At 61.6% G+C, this 16510-nt stretch carries 14 protein-coding genes; 6 read left to right on the forward strand and 8 right to left on the reverse strand.

Annotation, left to right across the window (positions count from 1 at the left end; translation table 11 throughout):
* Positions 1 to 4: 4 nt before the first annotated feature.
* A complete protein-coding gene (locus M1D88_RS17015) occupies positions 5 to 280 on the reverse strand; it encodes a hypothetical protein (protein ID WP_458111915.1) in 276 nt (91 codons plus the stop codon).
* Positions 281 to 1214: 934 nt separating this feature from the next.
* On the opposite strand from M1D88_RS17015, the gene M1D88_RS17020 reads away from it, so the two are divergent.
* Both M1D88_RS17020 and nboR read left to right on the forward strand, forming a co-directional pair.
* A complete protein-coding gene (locus tag M1D88_RS17020) occupies positions 1215 to 1607 on the forward strand; it encodes a sterol carrier family protein (RefSeq protein ID WP_458111916.1) in 393 nt (130 codons plus the stop codon).
* A gap of 129 nt (positions 1608 to 1736) precedes the next feature.
* Entirely contained in the window at positions 1737 to 2402 is a 666-nt protein-coding gene (gene nboR / locus M1D88_RS17025) for a nicotine blue oxidoreductase (RefSeq protein WP_458111917.1), read from the forward strand.
* An 11-nt stretch (positions 2403 to 2413) separates the two neighbouring features.
* On the opposite strand, the gene M1D88_RS17030 is transcribed toward nboR, so the two are convergent.
* Together M1D88_RS17030 and M1D88_RS17035 are read right to left on the reverse strand one after the other, a co-directional pair.
* Positions 2414 to 3397, reverse strand: a complete 984-nt coding sequence (locus M1D88_RS17030) for an aldo/keto reductase (RefSeq protein ID WP_458111918.1) — start codon at positions 3395 to 3397, stop codon at positions 2414 to 2416.
* A 471-nt stretch (positions 3398 to 3868) separates the two neighbouring features.
* Positions 3869 to 4795: a neutral zinc metallopeptidase gene (locus M1D88_RS17035; RefSeq protein ID WP_458111919.1), complete on the reverse strand. Its 927-nt coding sequence runs from the start codon at positions 4793 to 4795 to the stop codon at positions 3869 to 3871.
* Positions 4796 to 5238: 443 nt separating this feature from the next.
* On the opposite strand from M1D88_RS17035, the gene M1D88_RS17040 reads away from it, so the two are divergent.
* The 3 genes from M1D88_RS17040 (at position 5239) to M1D88_RS17050 (ending at position 7278) form a co-directional block, all read left to right on the forward strand.
* Positions 5239 to 6018 (forward strand): hypothetical protein, encoded by a 780-nt coding sequence (locus tag M1D88_RS17040; protein WP_458111920.1) that lies wholly within the window; start codon positions 5239 to 5241, stop codon positions 6016 to 6018.
* Positions 6019 to 6379: 361 nt separating this feature from the next.
* Positions 6380 to 6736, forward strand: a complete 357-nt coding sequence (locus tag M1D88_RS17045; RefSeq protein WP_458111921.1) for a helix-turn-helix transcriptional regulator — start codon at positions 6380 to 6382, stop codon at positions 6734 to 6736.
* The gene (locus tag M1D88_RS17050; protein ID WP_458111922.1) at positions 6733 to 7278 is read left to right on the forward strand and encodes a hypothetical protein; all 546 of its coding nucleotides are present in this window, start codon (positions 6733 to 6735) and stop codon (positions 7276 to 7278) included. The genes M1D88_RS17045 and M1D88_RS17050 overlap by 4 nt, the downstream gene beginning before the upstream one ends.
* A 362-nt stretch (positions 7279 to 7640) precedes the next feature.
* Here M1D88_RS17050 and M1D88_RS17055 read toward each other — a convergent pair whose 3' ends face one another.
* The 5 genes from M1D88_RS17055 to M1D88_RS17075 form a co-directional block, all read right to left on the reverse strand.
* On the reverse strand, positions 7641 to 7868 hold the full coding sequence (locus M1D88_RS17055; RefSeq protein ID WP_458111923.1) for a hypothetical protein: 228 nt from the start codon (positions 7866 to 7868) through the stop codon (positions 7641 to 7643).
* Between the two features lie 1050 nt (positions 7869 to 8918).
* A complete protein-coding gene (locus tag M1D88_RS17060; protein WP_458111924.1) occupies positions 8919 to 10160 on the reverse strand; it encodes an amidohydrolase in 1242 nt (413 codons plus the stop codon).
* Between the two features lie 52 nt (positions 10161 to 10212).
* Positions 10213 to 13071 (reverse strand): molybdopterin-dependent oxidoreductase, encoded by a 2859-nt coding sequence (locus M1D88_RS17065; protein ID WP_458114562.1) that lies wholly within the window; start codon positions 13069 to 13071, stop codon positions 10213 to 10215.
* Between the two features lie 2 nt (positions 13072 to 13073).
* Complete coding sequence (locus tag M1D88_RS17070) at positions 13074 to 14024, reverse strand: FAD binding domain-containing protein (RefSeq protein WP_458111925.1); 951 nt, start codon at positions 14022 to 14024, stop codon at positions 13074 to 13076.
* A 10-nt stretch (positions 14025 to 14034) separates the two neighbouring features.
* A complete protein-coding gene (locus M1D88_RS17075; protein WP_458111926.1) occupies positions 14035 to 15282 on the reverse strand; it encodes an XdhC family protein in 1248 nt (415 codons plus the stop codon).
* A 301-nt stretch (positions 15283 to 15583) separates the two neighbouring features.
* Between M1D88_RS17075 and pucL the strand changes: the two genes are divergently transcribed.
* Positions 15584 to 16492 carry a factor-independent urate hydroxylase gene (pucL, locus tag M1D88_RS17080; RefSeq protein ID WP_458111927.1) on the forward strand — a complete coding sequence of 303 codons (909 nt, stop codon included), beginning with the start codon at positions 15584 to 15586 and terminating at the stop codon, positions 16490 to 16492.
* The last annotated feature ends 18 nt before the right edge of the window (positions 16493 to 16510 follow it).

Here is a 16510-nt window from a genome sequence, read left to right on the forward strand (position 1 = left end):
GCAGCTACTTGTTTAGCGAAACGAAAACGGTATAGACGATGATTCCGCTGATAACGTCGAATACCGCGAGGACTTTGCCGGCAGTTGCCTTAACCCCGTGACCCTCAGCCTTGCGCGCCATGATGAACGCCATCACTCCCGCGCCAACACCGAACAAGAACAAACCGACAATACCGATAATGATGGATGAACGCCGATACTTCTGACCTTGGCTCAGGTGGAAAGCGGCCGCCTCCACGTCTTCCTGGCTTTGCACAACCGGGTCTTGGATTTCGCTCACGCCGCTCATAGTTCCCTCTCAAATTTTTGTCCATCGCTCGACGGAAGGCTCGAACAGTACTTGACGGATCCCGCCGCACAAAACGACGCCGGCCTCGAGGCTTCTTTCCGTCATCTTTCTTAAACAGGCGCATCGAATAATGGATCCGGTCCCCGCCGAAGCTCGCTCCCCGATGCCAGCACTTGTTTCGCCCGTGCCATGTACTGTCGGGTTGATTCCCGCCAGGCTCTTTGATGTTTTTTGGACAATCGGAGGCCTGCAGGCATTTCAAAGGCGGCGCCCATTGTGAGCTTGCATCCACTTCCTGAGGGTTCGATTTCGTAGCTGCTTCTGCAGTCAACCTCGGTGTGAGTGACAGTCCGCGTATATGCGCGCCACGGGCGTTCCTCTGCTACCACTTCAATAATCGAAACGCAGCCGTTTTCGGGGATGAAGCATTGCCGTTCACCCACGCCGTCAGGAGTGCCAGGAATGGTGAAGGCGTGCTTAGCGTCTGATAGCAATACTGCACTCTCTGCAGGGCGAATCAAGGCAAACAGGGTGTCAGGATCGCACTCGTATGTTTCCGATTCCTCCATGCTGAACGTTCGGGCCGGACCTCGCTTTGCCCGGCCCACAAGCCGACTCCGCAGGTGCATTGTGCGGACAAACGAGGAACAAAACATCCTGAGCAGGATCAAAGTGAAGAGGCTCCCAATCATCGCCAGACCCAATCCGTAGTTGGCGCCAGCCACCACTCCGGCCAGACCAACAATTGCTATATAACCGCCGAAACGGAGGACGGCATCAAGACGTTCTGGAGGATGATCACAATGCATTATGCCGTCCCCTTCTCAGCTCACAACCGGCGGACGGAATCCTAGGTGCGCAAACCTGACGTAAGGTTGAAACCGCCCACTTTGTAAACCAGCTTTTGACCTGCAGGAGCCCAGAAATGGCCGTATCCCGGCGACGCATTCCGCTGGACGAGGGCCGCGCGGCACTTGCCGCCTGGCTGGAAGCCAGCCCGGCGCCGTCGGACTCGCACAATTCCCCTGCCGCAGTCCCCCGGACAGTAACAGCGACGGCGGTGAGGTACTCGCTTGAGGAGGTCACCGCCCGGGCACCGGGAAATTCTGTTGAGGTTCGGGTTCCGCCCTTCGGCGTCACCCAATGCGTGGAGGGGCCCCGCCACACGCGCGGCACTCCCCCCAACGTGATCGAGTGCGACGCCGCCACCTGGCTGGCCATGGTTACCGGACGGTTGAGCTGGGCGGATGCGGTAGACGCCGGCCGTGTAGCGGCCTCCGGGCTGCGGGCCGACCTCTCAGCGTTGCTTCCGCTCTGAGGATCACCGGTAATCGGTGCGGCACGATGTTCTGCAGCTTCGTACTTCGAGTCCGTGGGTCCAGGAAGGGTGGTACATCGTCGCGGCGCCCCACGGCAACGCCAACCATCAGACGCTTAAGGTGTTGGTATGAGAACCCCGAATCGGCTGGGCGCCAACGAGGCAGACTCCACGGTGACAGGGCCCGCGGATAGCCGGTCCACCACCGGAGTGCTGCTCGCGGCGGGCTCGGGCTCACGCCTGGGGCTGGGGCCCAAGGCTCTGCTCCCTTTCGGCGGCCGCACCCTGGTGGAGATCTTGGCGGACCTGCTCCGCCAGGGTGGGTGCCGCGAAGTGGTGGTGATCCTGGGGGCCGACGCAGCCAGGGTGCTGACAAAGGTGGATCTGGAGCGGCACAAGGTGGTGATCAACTCGGAGTGGGAGTCGGGAATGGGCAGCTCATTCCGGCTTGGCGTGCAATCCGCACAGCCCTCGGATCATGTGCTGATAGCTCTCGTGGATCAGCCGGGACTCACCTCCGAATCGGTGGCGAGGCTGATCTCGCGCCACCGTCCGGGTAGTGTCACTGCCGCGGGGTACAGGAATCCGGGCGGGGAACTCACCCGCGGGCATCCCTTGCTGCTGGACGCCTCACTCAGGGAGGCAGCGGCAGGATCCGCAAGCGGTGAAGCGGGAGCCCGGCTGTTCCTCAAGGCCAACCCAGAGCTGATCGACCTCGTGGATTGCAGCGACCAGTCCGGGGGCCAGGACCTCGACACCCCGGACCAGTTGCACCTGCTGCAATCGGACGGCTAAGCTACCGGCTCCTACCAGCGCGGGTGGATGGCCTCGCGGAAGTAGCGGTCATAGATTTCGTGGACGCCGACGTCGAACGTTGCATCAATGCCCGGAACGCTGGCAGCCTCTGCGTTGGCCCGCGCCTGCTCCACGTTGCGGGCACCGGGGATCACGGTGCTCACCCCGTCCTGGGCCGCGATCCAGGCAAGAGCCGCCTGGGCGGTGCTGACGCCGTCGGGCACCAGTTCCTCAAACTCCGTGACCGCCTGGAGGCCCCTTTCGTAGTCCACTCCGGAGAACGTCTCGCCGACGTCGAACGAGTCGCCGGAGCGGTTGAAGTTTCGGTGGTCGTCCTTGGCAAACTGGGTGTCCAGCGTGTACTTGCCGGACAGCAATCCTGATGCGAGGGGAACTCGTGCAATGATGCCGACGCCGGCAGCCTGGGCGGCGGGAAGCACGGCGTCGAGCGGCTTGAGGCGGAAAGCGTTCAGGATGATCTGCACGGTTGCTGTTCCCTCGTGGCGCATGGCCTCCAGGGCTTCGTCGACGCGTTCCACGCTGACGCCGTAGTTTCGGATTGCTCCCTCTGCCACCAGTGTGTCCAAGGCGTCGTAGACTTCCGCGTTGCTGTAGACGGCGGTGGGCGGGCAATGAAGCTGGACCAGATCGAGGCAATCCGTACCAAGGTTGCGCCGTGAACGGTCCGTCCACTCCCGGAAGTTGGCCAGGTTGTAGTTTTCGGGCAGCTGATCCAGGCGCCGGCCCATCTTGGTTGCCACGGTAATGTCCAGCCCGGGGTTCTCGGCGAGGAAAGCACCGATGGCCTGCTCGCTGCGGCCATCGCCATATACGTCGGCTGTATCGAAGAAAGTGACTCCGGCTTCCGCCGAGGCAGCGAGGATGGCCTGGGCGTGGGCGGGATCGACGTTGCCCCAGTCGGCCCCGAGCTGCCATGTTCCGAGGCCGATAACGGAGACCTTCTGGCCGGTTTTGCCTAATGTGCGTTGTTCCATAATGCGACTATAGATGCTTGTTCAGCCTTGGCTAACTCAGGCTTGTCCCGTAGCCGTTAGCGCTATCAACTCCAGCGCCTTGGCTCGAGACTCCCCCACTCGCCAGCGCCGCCCGGGCGCAGGTGACTGAACACTGTGATGGCGCACGCCCGTGAGGGTCTATCCGGCTTTCCTAGCGACTTTCCTTTGGAGGTGACGCTGGTGTACCCCATGACATTGCCCACTGCGTGTCAAAAACCCCTCCCAGCAGGGTTGTGAAACCTCTCTCGCCTGCGGACATGAGTTGTGACACAGCCCTAGCGGTCTTTTCCGTAGGAATCGAAAGGCGGATCGCAGCTGTTCAAAATGGTCGTTTTTGACGACTACCGTCAATCAATCGGTGTGAAACTTGGTCAGCTCTGATAGCAACGGACCAATGAACTGATTCCTTGGTGACCAGCCGCGACGTGCACAATGGCCGGGACGTGCCTGCTAGCCGTTGTAAATGGGTGTGTTCGGGAAATACTGGTTGCACCCTAGGAGCCCATAGTAGTATCCGTACTCCACTGAATCAGCCCGCTCCTGCACTGTTCCGTGAGTCCGATTAATATCGCTTTCCGCTTTACCGATCGTCTCCACTAGACCGATGATGTCGCCCACGTCGTCTGGATACTCCAAGTAGCCTGACTGCTCTGCGTGGTACACCCAAGCACCTGCAATGCAGTCAGCCTGGTTCTCTCTCTGTATTGCCTCCTGCTGATTCTGGGGCCGCGGGACCTGCATGATGGTCTGAATGTGGTGTCCCCACTCGTGCGCGTATCCAACAGCGGGAGCGGCATCTCCAAGGCCGGCATAAAGTGTCCACAACATGTCTTGACCCGTATAAATTGCTTGATCTACGGAGCAATACATGTAGGACTCACTGTGATAGGGAGCGATGGTGTTGTCTGGACCCGCGCAGGCACTTGGCCCAACCTGACCTGAGGCTATGTAGTAGAAGTTTGTTGGCCGGTATGCGGTCCCATAGAGCTCATCGAACATCGGGGAGATGAGCGCGAGGATGTGGCTCAGGTATGTCCCCATATCGTCATACGTGTGGCAGCCTTCATGGGTTCCGCCAGGACAGAAGACCTGCTGCTGATTTGCGGCCAGGTCATCGGGTGCCGGCGCAACAACGTCAATCTCCGTCTTTGCGGGTTGGGGGGTCGGCGTGACCAGCACTGTAGCAGTCTCGGAGGGTAGAACCTCCGTCGGTCGCTCAGTGGGAGTGCTGGCTGGAACCCCGCTGCTCGGCGGAGGAGGCGGTGTAACGGTTACTGTCTGCGTTGGGCTGGATGTGCCACCTTCTGGATTGGTTGTGCAAGATGCCACTAGCATGGCGGCAGCGGCGAGGACAGCGGCGGCTGGATGACGGCTCATGGGGGATCCTAAGGTTCCAAATGAGACCGGCGGACTTTATTACAACCCCAGATTTTCTCAGAGTATGCCTACCAACCGCTCTTGTCATCGGTGCAGCCCCGTTCCCTGATCTTCCTCGCCAAGGTAGCTTGTGCGTCAGGATGCGAAGCTACAGTGATCCGCACAGAATTTAAGATGTACGGGTCCTGGCGTTCTTGTAGATCCTCGGCATAATCACCCAAGGCCCGAAACAGTCGTTTTTGACCTCGGCAGCGTTCGCGCTTGATGAAACGTGCTTCCGAGATAGGGCATGCCCCCATAGTCCCCGCCGGCAGTTGCTCCCTCATCGTGCATTTCACCGTGCGGGTCATACGTACATCGCCAAGACCCGCCGTCACGCTGATAGCGTCAGCGGCCTTCCGCAGCACGCTGATCAACCGGCTTACGGGCGGCCAGATGCCGGCATGGCATGTGAAATGCTGGGGCTCATGGAACCCCTGAACATGGAACGCCGCGTTATCGAGGCGGCAGAGACACTGGCTCGATCGCTGGGGAGCGATCCAAACCACACCGTGGCGGCCGCCGCCCTGGATACAAGCGGCCGAATACACACAGCTGTGAATGTCTATCACTTCACCGGCGGACCCTGCGCCGAGCTTGTCACTCTTGGGGTAGCCGCAACCGCCGAAGCAGGCCCCCTGGTCGCAATGGCCGCCGCAGGCGACCGAGGACGGGGTCTCATTTCGCCCTGCGGCCGCTGTCGGCAGGTGATGCTCGATTTGCACCCCGATCTTCTCGTTGCGGTCCCAACTGCTGCCGGCCCTCAGATGCGGCCGATCGCAAAGCTCCTTTCCGACACATACTTCTTTCCGGATGCACGGGCCGAGCGTGTGTTCCGCTTCAACCGGAGCTACTACGAAGCAGTCGCAAACGGCCGGAAAACCTCCTCGGTTCGATGGGACGAGCGTATTGCCGTTGGTCCTGCAATCTTCTACTTCGAAGATGATGTGGAGTGCCCATCGCTTCGTGGGGAGATCCTTGAGGTCCAGCGGTATCGGATCGAGGATCTAACTCCCGAACGGCTTCGCATCTCAAACGGCGGAACAGTCGAGGGCTACCTCGAAGGTCTTCGACGTCATTACCCGCTTATGCCCGTCGACGCATTCGTCGACGTCGTGGACTTTCAACTAGCTCCATCCGACCCCGGTCTTGTAGAAGAAGCGCAAAACGCCAACGCGCGATGAAGGTTCGGCTAACGGTCGACCTACTTCTGAATTTCGCCGGGACGGGGCTTTGGCCGCCGGTTGATGAATGCCAGGATCAGCAGCGCAGAGACAACCGCGGCTATGGCTCGGACGACATCTCCAACAACTTCCCCAGCCGGCAGCAACCAGATCGCAATGAGGGACAAGCCAAATGCAACGGCAAAAACCAGAGCGCAGGCAAGCAACAGCTTCCAAATTGAGTCAATCCAAGTCAGGAATCTGTTGATCATTTCGTCAGCATATGTGGAGCAGTGAAGACACGGTAGAGGTTCCTAAATGGAACGTTGGCAGATTGTTCAGACCCATTGACTAACGGAAGGTATCTTCCTATTCTTTCTTCATGAGTCGTCGAAAGCAGGGAAGTCTGCTCCGGCTGGAGGTCCGTATTCTTGAGATCGCCGAGAAGCTGGAGTCCAAAGGTGACGTCCTTTATGGGTTCGCTTTGGCGAGTGCGCTCTCTGCCGATGACGGCAAGGCATTGACGTCCCATGGGACTCTCTACAAAGCTTTGGCGCGCATGACGGAGTCGGGCCTTCTTCAGGCGACATGGGAAGATCCCGACATCGCTGAGAAGGAGCGCCGCCCGAGGCGCCGCTTTTACCGGATCACCACGGACGGCAAGACTGCCCTGCATGCTGTCCACTCTGTTATCGCAGCACCTACCCGTGTACAGACCTTCCGGTCGGCGCAGGCATGAGTGACTACCAGGATCTGCAAGACTCCAGAGTCGCCAGAGCAGTCCTGTCCTGGGCCGACTTCTACAGCCGTCATGTGACTCCCAGTCAAGGCAAGGCCCGGCGCGAGGAACTGATCTCAGACATGTACGAACAGCAGGCGGACGCGTTGCGGCGGGGCGTTCCAGCCAAGGCAGTCAATCGCTCGATTGCCTTCCGCGCGGTCCGGGGAATCTTCGCGGACATCACCTGGAGCAGAATCCACAACGATCCGGAGGTACGAACCATGGCAACATCACGGAAAGCAGATTCGACAGATCGCCCCCTCACCAGCCAAGTCACTGCTGTCCTGTGGGCGGCTCTTGTCGCCCTGGCCGCCATCGGTCTGGGAACGTCCATCACGGAAATGATCGACACCGGGGGTCAAAGGCACGGATACACCCCATGGCCCGGGGCCGCCAATATTAGCCTCACACTTGTCGTTCTCATGGGGAGTGCTGCTGCTCTCGCCTTCACAGCCGTAGCCGGGGCATTGAAATGGCGACACAGCAATCGAGCCACCTAACCCAGGCTTCAAAGGCAGTCAGAGTTCGTTTAAGGTTCCTCAAACGTACATCCGCCCACTGGTCAGAAACGATCCTTGAATCCAATTGACCAACCGAAGATCGCCGGAACACGCTCTGTGGCCTGATCCTCAGGTCGGATCAAATCAGGTCCGAAATCGGTCGTTTTGAATACCGCTGTTAAGGCAAAGCAGACGTTTCCTGACTGAGTCTAGAGAGCCGGCCTGAGCGGCAAGGGTTTTTGAGGATAGGGTCAACGGAATGAGGAATCCCGCAATGCCCGGTAGAACGGCAACTTTGACAAGTAGCGGTTCCATCCCTGGTTCCATGGGCCCCATCACCCAAGGCTGGAGGAGTCCGTCGATTAAGAGGCGGATTCGGCGTGATGCTTGGCCTTCTGATGCTCGTCGGCCGGTTTGTCATCATTGTTCAGGGGTTCGACCCAGAGGGCTTGGCGTACTGCAATGGCGGTTCCGGTCTCCATTCCGCCGGTACTGAGCTGAAGGAAGTTCGCTTCATTCGTCGGAGCAGTCTCCCGGGACCAGATAAAGGTAGGCCGTCGGCGAGGATCAGGAGGAGCAGCCAAGGCCATCTGGTGCCAATCGATCTGTCCATAACAGCAATTCTCTGCTCGAAGCAGTCCACATTCGTGGCGCCCCACACTCCGCTGGCACACAGAGTTTCCAAGAATTGTGCAGGTTCTTCCCTCGGGTCGCTGCTCTCCGGGCTAAAGAGTGCCCGCGCGGCCGGGAGGGGACCTTCGGATCCCAGGACCCAGGATATGATGGCGCTCCAGATGACCAGGCTGGACGGGATCCTGAAACACTACGAGACCACAGAGGAATGCTTCAACGAACCCTCGATCACTGCCGCATAGATCCGCGAGATCCCCTTTTTCTTAGCCCACCATGGTTCGAACATGACGGGCCGGCGACGAGGGGGGTTGAGCCTTCGGCTCAGAAAGGCTCGATTCGTCGTCGGCCCCGCTTGATCTCCAGAACATCGTCCCGGAAAGCCTGACTCCTTGAGGCCCATCATGTTCGGCCTGGGAATGCGAACCTGGTACTACGCCTGCTCGAGCTTCAAGGCGAGGGAAGAGGTCGATTCTAGTATTTTGGCCTAGTCGCGTCGTACCAGATACCGGAGCCGACACCCAGCTTCAGCACACCGGTTGAAATTGCTCCCGGATCAATCCAATCCGTATCTTCCAGAGCGCGAAGGTACCTGCTCCCCCAGGAGTACCTGCTCCCCCAGGAGCAGGACCCCCGTTGCGCCGGCTGCTACGGCGCCTTTTGTTGCCTTGTTCATTCAGCGTCCCCCGGAACTGTCTGGTGCTTAGACCTTATGTGCTGCCTGGGACCTGAGCGTCCCGTTGCAGAAATTCTTACGGTCCCGACTCAAGGACCCGTCGATTTCTCCCCAGCTTTTTGGCAGGAACACGCAACAAACGCTCAAGGCCGTCTGGCGGGCCGCAGAGGGTAGGCCCGGGTGTTAAGACCAGACATCGAGGTACCCCCATTGGCCCGGGTTTTCATTTCTGAGAGGAAGCCTTCCGCACTGGATCAGCGCTGGCCTTCCTTGAAGGCCGCTCTTGCGCACAAGGCTTCCCAAAAGTAGAGACGATTTTCCGCTGCGATCTCAGCTACTGTTCCTTAGCCGCGGATCCATCCAGATATTCTCGGGCAGCCGTAACGAGCGCTTCCGTACCAAGGCTCAACGTAGGTTGGATACACGGGGCGAAATAGGGCGAATGGTTTGACGGAATATCCTCCGGCATGCGGCCGCTTTGGGCCCAGTCCTTGAAGGAGGACAACGAAGGGTCAGCTCCACCAAGAAACCAAAAGACCAGTGGTGCGCCGGCGGCCTGTGCCAGCACTCCAACATCCTCACTGGCCGAAACTGCACCCGGGTTAATGACCTTCCCTGGCCCGAACTTCTGCTGGAATGCGGAAGTAATCTTCGCTGCCGCGGCTTCGTCGTTGACCGTTAGCGGGAGGTGCTCTTCATAATGGAATTCCGGCTCGCTGGGAGCATTTGAGGCTGTTGCTTCGCTGCGAACAATGCGCTCAATGGAACCTAGAACCTTGTCTCTGGTCACCTTGCTGAAAGAGCGAATGCTAAGACCCAAAGAGGCAGTCTCAGGGATGATGTTGTTTTTGGTTCCGGAGTGAATCTGCCCAACGGTGACTACAGCAGCATCGCTGGGAGCCAGTTCACGTGAGACGATCCCCTGCAGCCGGACCGTTGCCGCAGCGGCCAGGAGGACCGGGTCAACGGTGGTTTCGGGACGGGATCCGTGACCACCCCTGCCATGCAGCGTGATACTGAGGGAATCGGCCGATGCCATGAGGACCCCGGGGCGAATGCCGAAGCACCCGGCCGGAAACGGTGCGACGTGCTGGCCCAGAACCACATCAGGCTTGGGTACCAGGTCATAGAGCCCGGCCGCCACCATTGTCTGTGCGCCTCCACCCCATTCTTCAGCCGGTTGGAATACTGCAATAAGTGTTCCCTGCCAGTCCTCATGCTGGGCAGCCAGGATTTCCACGGCTCCAACCAGGCAGGTGACGTGGACATCGTGTCCGCAGGCGTGCATCACCGGCACCTCCCTGCCCTCATGGTCCACGCCGACGACCTCACTGGCGTAGTCCAGTCCTGTTGCTTCTTTGACAGGAAGGGCGTCCATGTCTGCGCGGAGAAGGACAACGGGACCAGGACCGTTCTCCAGGATGCCAACCACACCCGTCTTGCCCACGTTACGGTGTACTTTGTAGCCGAGATCAACCAGATGCCTAGCAGCGATTTCAGCGGTCCTGACTTCTTGGAACGAAAGCTCCGGATTGGCATGCAGGTCGCGATAAAGCTCTTCAAGATCGATACTCATGGGCTCACACTTACAGATTGACACCAGCGCTGGCTAGTACTCGGCGCAGGAGTTATCTGGGGCGGGGCCGTGCTTCCTTCATGCGCAGGTACAGCCGGTCCCGGCGAATCGGCAACTCCCCGAAACGGATTCCAGTGGCGTTCCTGATCGCATTGGCCAGCGCCGGAGCAACGGGATTGAAGGGGCTCTCGCTCATCGATTTTGCCCCCAGCGGCCCCAGCTTGTCGTTAGTGTCCGCGAAGTAGACCTCGCTCCGCGGAACGTCCGCAAAGGTGGGGATGTGGTACTGCCGGAGAGTATCCGTGGTGACCCGGCCGGCGTCGTCCACCTGCACTTCCTCATACAGCGCCGCACCAAGAGCCTGCGCGATACCGCCTTCGATCTGGCCGCGGCACTGCCTCGGATTGACCACCACCCCGGCGTCGGCTGCCTGCACGCTTTGCAGGATGCGCAGCTCCCCCGTGTCGGTGTTGACCGCCACCCTGAAGGCGTGGACATTGAAGGCCACAGAACGTGGGGTACCGCCCCACTGCCCATCAGCCGAGAGCTCGACGCCGGCCTCAGAGGCGGCGTCGTAAATTTCAGTCAGCGGCACCCTGGTTCCTTCACAGACCACCGCATCCCCCTCCAGGACGCAGCCGGAGGACTGGACCCGCCGGATGCCGGCAGCGAAGGCACGGATCCGCACCGCAAGGTCTTCGGCGGCGGCGAGGGTCGCCTTGCCGGCAACCACCGTCCCAGTGGACGCGAAAGCGCCAGAATCGTGCGGGACCAGGTCCGTGTCCGATTGCCGGATGGTGACGCGGCTGGACGTGGTGGACAGTGCCGTTGCTGCGAGCTGGGCGTGGACAGTGGAGGTGCCGTTGCCGAATTCGGCGGTGCCGACGTCGGCGGCATAGGTACCGTCCGGGAGGAGCCTAACGACGGAGTGGGCAAAGTGCCCCCGGGGAGGCGCGGTATCGATCATGGAGATTGCGGATCCCTCGCCGGTAACCCAACCAGGCCCGGCGTCCTCCAACCCGGCGGCCCGGTAGCGTTCACGGCCGCGGTCAAGAGCTTCCTGCACCAGGCGGATGCATTGGTCCAGGCCGTAACTGCCGTAGTGCACATCCTCCTGGGGCTCCGGATGGGTGGAGAGCATCTGGTCCCCTTCCCGGACCATGTTCAGGTTTCGGAACTCCAGGGGGTCCATTCCGATCCCGCTGGCCAATTCATCCATGCCCGATTCAATGGCGAAGATCATCTGGCTCAGGCCGTACCCGCGGAAGGCGCCTGAAGGGACTGTGTTGGTGTAGACGGCCTGCGCGTCCACCTTCTTGTTGCGGCATTTGTACACGCCCAGGGATTCGCCGCAGCCGTGGAACATGACGCCGGGGGCATGGTTGCCGTACGCGCCCGTGTTGGTCAGGACCTCCAATTGCAGGGCCGTCAATTCCCCTTCTCTGGTGGCACCGGCCTTTAGGTGGACGGTGAAAGGGTGCCTGACAGTGGAGGAGGTGAATTGTTCTGCGCGCGTGAACTCAAGCTGCACCGGCCGCCTGAGCTTCAGGGCCGCGAGCGCCACAATGTCCTCGGTCAGGACTTCCTGCTTGCCGCCGAAACCTCCTCCCACCCGCCCGGCTACCACCCGCACTTGCTCCTGCGGCAAGCCGAAGACGCGCGCCAGGGTACGCCGGGCTAGGAACGGGACCTGGCTGGAGGTGCGGACGGTGAGGCGGCCGTCGTCGTCGAAGGAGGCAATGGATGCGTGCGTCTCCATGGCGACGTGCTGCACTCGCTGGGTCCGGTACGTATGTTCGTGGATGAAGTCGGCCTTGGCGAATCCTGCGGCCAGGTCGCCGAGCTCCGAGTGCAGCTCGGCCGCCACGTTCTGAAGCGGGCGGGCTATGCGCGAAGTGTCGCCATCCTTGTCGCCATGGAGAACCGGCGCCCCGGGGAGGATGGCGTCCTGAGGCGTGAAAACCGCGTCCATGACCTCGTACTCCACGTTCAGCACGCGCGTTCCGGCTTCCGCTGCGCTCACCGAATCGGCGACGACGGCGGCCACCCGCTGCCCGATGAACCTCACCACGTCATCCAGGACACGAGTGTCATCGGGGTCGTCGGTGTAGAGCTCGTGCTGGGCAGTTGAGAACAGCTGCTCCGGCGCGTCCTCATGCGTGAAGACCGCCACCACACCAGGGACCTGCAAAGCAGCTGTCGCGTCAATGTTCAAGACGCGGGCGTGGGCGTGCGGGGAACGAAGCAGCTTCAGGTGAAGGAGGCCCCGCAGTTCCCCGGGCGGGACATCGAGTGTGTAGGGGGCGGAACCGGTGACCACTCCGAGGCTGGCAGGCGCGGGAGCATCATCGCCGAGCTGTCCTGGCCGGGGATCAGGGTGTTCCGTGCCGCCGATGCCTGAGATTTGAGCTTCCCTGTCAGGATGCCCGTCATGCCCGCACACCGCATCCTCGATGGAGCGGTAGCCCGTACAGCGGCACAGGTTGCCTTTGAGGCTGCGGTCCAGGTCCTCTTTCTGTGCCTGGTCAAAGGTGGCCGCCGTCATGATCATCCCGGCCGTGCAGAAGCCGCATTGGAATCCCTGGCGGTCCAGGAACTGCTGCTGCATGGGATGCAGCCCTGCCTCGCTTGAGGCTCCTGTCGGGGCTCCGGTTGAACCTTCGGTGGATGCCCCTGTTGAGGCTCCCGCAAGGCCTTCGATGGTGGTGACTTCTTTTCCCTGGGCCCGGACTGCGGGATAGATGCAGCTGTGCACGGGGATCCCGTCCACGTGTACTGTGCAGGCGCCGCAATCACCGGCGTCGCACCCCTTTTTCACCCCAACATTCCCTTGCTCCCGAAGAAAGGTCCGCAGGCACTGGCCCGGCCTTGGCTGGGACCCCGCAGGGTTCCCGTTGATCCCGATAACCACGGTCACCACCCCTTCCGCCCGGCCGGTGGCCAAAAGTCCCCTGAAACGTAGGGCTGCCCGCCTTCGCCCGGCACTGACCCCAGCTCAACCCGGATTTCCTCGGCGAGGCGGTACGTCATGTCCTTGCGCCAGGCCGGGAGTCCGTGGACGTCGTCGTGGTAGAGACCGTCAGGGATGGCATCGTCAATAGCACTTTGCAATACCGCTGTCTGCGGGACGCCGGAACCTGATCCGAAGCGCAGCTGAACGGGACGCCTGGTGGCGGCCGTGACGGTCAGGACAAAGCCGGCATCGGCGTCGAGCCTCCCGATCAGGAGCACCCCGGACCTTCCCAGATTGCTCAACGAAAGCCTCCGGAACGCCACCCGCGAGCGCAGGGCGGCAGCCGGAAGGGTGATGCTGCGCAGCAGTTCCCCCGGCGCCAGGCAATTCTGCCCGTCGCCGGTGACGAAGTCGGCCACGGGAACCGTCCGGCCCACACCCCCGGCGGCATGCACAGTGGCCAGCCCGTCGAGGGCAGCGAAAAGCGAGATCATGGGCCCGGCCGGCAGGGCCGTACACAGGTTGCCGCCCACAGTGGACATGTTCCAGACCTTGAACGAAGCCACGAAGGAGTCGCAGCAGGGACGGATGAGCGCCAAGGCTGGCCACTCCGCTGGTCCAGTGGCAGTGGCGGATCTGTCGTCCAGCTCGCTGGGTCTACTGAAGTCCGCGGGAAGATTGTAGAGCTCGGCCACCGTGCAGGTTGCCGCGAGTTCCAGCCCTTCCGAGGTCACCGTGATGGGTGGCCAGCCTGTGGAGCCCAGGTCCAGGAGACGCTTGAGTGGTTGGTCGCCAAGAGCGGCGCCGCCATCGGAAAAGAGCACCGTGCCACCGGCCAACCACGCGTCACCCGGCTGCCACTGCCCGGGATCGGCAGTGGAAATAACTGCCTCAACGGTATTCAGATCCACGCGCCCTCCCCTACAGTTCTTCTGCCGGGCCGGGCTGCCAGTGGATGGGACCTGCTCCGTCCTTCAGGGAGGCCACTGTGGCCCCATTGCCGCGGTTCAGGGTAGCCACCAGCTCGGCCGTGATGGCTACGGCAACTTCCGCGGGAGTCACAGCCCCCAGGTCAAGGCCTATTGGCGAATGCAGCCGCGACAACGACTCCGGCGCCACGCCCTCCGCCAGCAGGGATTCCACCCGGCCGCGGTGGCTCAGCCGCGACCCCATGGCCCCTACATACGCCAGCTCCAGCTGAAGTGCTGCGGCAAGGAGCGGAACATCGAACTTGGGGTCATGGGTCAGGACGCAGACTGCGGTCCTGGCGTCGATCCGCCCGGCGTCCACCTCCGCTGCCAGATAGCGGTGGGGCCAGTCCGTGATCACGTCATCGGCTCCGGTGAACCTCTCCTGGCGCGAAAAGGCCTCGCGGGCATCACACACGGTGACGTGATAATCCAGCAGTCTGGCGGCGGGCAGGAGCGCGGCGCTGAAGTCGTTGGCCCCGAAGATCACTATCCGGGCCGGCGGAAGGCGGCTCTCCACCAGCAGGGTGACCGGCTCCGGCACGGTTTGGCCGGCAGTGGGCAGTTTCTGGCCAGACGCGGGCAGGGTTTGGCCAGACGCAGGTGAACAACCCTTCTGGGGAGCCAGCCTGACGAGTCCCGACCGGCCCCCACGGAGCAGCGGCTCCAGCTGGGCCGCAGCGGCGCGCAGGGCTGGATGCTGTGACAAGCCGAGGTCCAGAAGCGCGGCAATTTCAGCTGAGGCAGTGACGTCAAAGTGCGCCGGATCGTGGATCACCACCGCGTCCTTCCCCTCCCGGTCAAGCCTGCGGATCAGTGCCAGAGCCACCCGATCCGGAAGCCGGGTCTCTTGCAATTTCATCCACAACGGCCCGGAGGGACCGAATTCAAACTGCTCGATGTGCACATCCAGGCGCCCGCCACAGGTGAGGCCCGCCGCAAATGCGTCCTCGGCACTGTAACCGAACGACTCGCGGCGGGTGCCGCCGTCGTGCAGTGTCTGCAGTGCAGCCTCGACGACTGCCCCTTCGACGCACCCGCCGGACAGGCTGCCCAGCACCTCGCCGGCGGCGGACACGATCATTGACGTACCCACGGGCCGCGGCACAGACCCTGTTGCCCCCACCACGGTGGCCACAGCACAGCGCTGGCCGGAAACCGCAGGCTGCCAGTCCCGGACGGAAGGCAATAGATTCAGCATGCGGCTCTCCCTTCGTCCCCGGGCATGTCCCTCGCCGCGGTGTTGTCCATTCTGCTGCCTGTTCTCCGCTGAAGGAAGCAAGCCCCGCCGCAGCCGCCTGGGATCAATCCTGCCGACAGTGTTCCGGCTAGCCACCCGAAGTGAAAGTTGCGGGTTCCTTTAGGCTCTTTTTTGTTGGCAGTGTTTTTTAGGACAGGCAGTGCTTTTAGAACAGGCAGTGCTTTTTAGGACAGGGCAGGAAACATGCTGTTAATTTCGCTGTGCCACCTTGGTTCCAGCGACCGGAAGTTGGGAAAACACCATGAGCGGGAAGATAGTCCTCGGCAGCAACCAGTACGGCAAGGCCGAAGTCCGCGTCGTCAAAATCACCCGGGATACCAAACGCCACGAGATTGAGGACCTCAACGTTACCTCGCAACTTCGCGGGGACTTTGCTGCCGCGCATCTGGAAGGCAACAACGCCCACGTCGTGGCCACCGACACCCAGAAGAACACCATTTACGCCTTCGCCCGGGCCGGCATCGGCTCCCCTGAAGCCTTCCTGCTGAGGCTTGGCGAGCACTTCACCTCGAGCTTCGAGTGGGTCAGCGGCGGCCGCTGGGAAGCGGAGTCCTACGGCTGGGACCGGATCCAGGTGGCGGGCAAAGACCACCATCATTCGTTCGTGCGCAACGGCCGCGAGGTACGCACCGCCGTGGTGGTCCGGGACGGTGCGGCCATCCATGTCGTCTCGGGTCTCCGGGAGCTCACGGTCCTGAAATCAACCCAGTCGGGCTTCACCGGCTACCCCAAGGACAAATACACCACCCTCCCCGAGACCACAGACCGGATCCTGGCTACCGATGTCACGGCCCGCTGGCGTTTCAATCCTGCCCTGGACGTGCGCGCCTTTGACTTCAACAGGAATTACGACGACGTCAGGCGGCTTTTGTTGGAGGGCTTCGCTGAGAAGTACTCCCACGCCCTGCAGCAGACGCTGTTCGACATGGGCACCAAGGTGCTGGAAGCCCATGGCGAGATCGACGAGATCAGGTTCTCCATGCCAAACAAGCATCACTTCCTGGTGGACCTCGCCCCTTTCGGCCTGGACAACCCCAACGAAGTGTTCTTCGCGGCAGACCGCCCTTACGGCCTGATTGAAGCCACAGTGCAGCGTGAAGATGCCGCGCCAGCTGACGCCGCCTGGACCGGCATCGCCGGCTTTTGCTGACGGCGGACCTAATGCCGG

This window comes from Arthrobacter sp. R1-13, from assembly GCF_054161475.1.

What these genes read in the sequence shown, in the direction of transcription:
- M1D88_RS17020 (WP_458111916.1), top strand. Translation starts at nt 1,215, where the DNA reads ATGGCCGTATCCCGGCGACGCATTCCGCTGGACGAGGGCCGCGCGGCA.
- nboR (WP_458111917.1), top strand. Translation starts at nt 1,737, where the DNA reads ATGAGAACCCCGAATCGGCTGGGCGCCAACGAGGCAGACTCCACGGTG.
- M1D88_RS17030 (WP_458111918.1), bottom strand. Translation starts at nt 3,397, where the DNA reads ATGGAACAACGCACATTAGGCAAAACCGGCCAGAAGGTCTCCGTTATC.
- M1D88_RS17035 (WP_458111919.1), bottom strand. Translation starts at nt 4,795, where the DNA reads ATGAGCCGTCATCCAGCCGCCGCTGTCCTCGCCGCTGCCGCCATGCTA.
- M1D88_RS17040 (WP_458111920.1), top strand. Translation starts at nt 5,239, where the DNA reads ATGGCATGTGAAATGCTGGGGCTCATGGAACCCCTGAACATGGAACGC.
- M1D88_RS17045 (WP_458111921.1), top strand. Translation starts at nt 6,380, where the DNA reads ATGAGTCGTCGAAAGCAGGGAAGTCTGCTCCGGCTGGAGGTCCGTATT.
- M1D88_RS17050 (WP_458111922.1), top strand. Translation starts at nt 6,733, where the DNA reads ATGAGTGACTACCAGGATCTGCAAGACTCCAGAGTCGCCAGAGCAGTC.
- M1D88_RS17055 (WP_458111923.1), bottom strand. Translation starts at nt 7,868, where the DNA reads ATGGCCTTGGCTGCTCCTCCTGATCCTCGCCGACGGCCTACCTTTATC.
- M1D88_RS17060 (WP_458111924.1), bottom strand. Translation starts at nt 10,160, where the DNA reads ATGAGTATCGATCTTGAAGAGCTTTATCGCGACCTGCATGCCAATCCG.
- M1D88_RS17075 (WP_458111926.1), bottom strand. Translation starts at nt 15,282, where the DNA reads ATGCTGAATCTATTGCCTTCCGTCCGGGACTGGCAGCCTGCGGTTTCC.
- pucL (WP_458111927.1), top strand. Translation starts at nt 15,584, where the DNA reads ATGAGCGGGAAGATAGTCCTCGGCAGCAACCAGTACGGCAAGGCCGAA.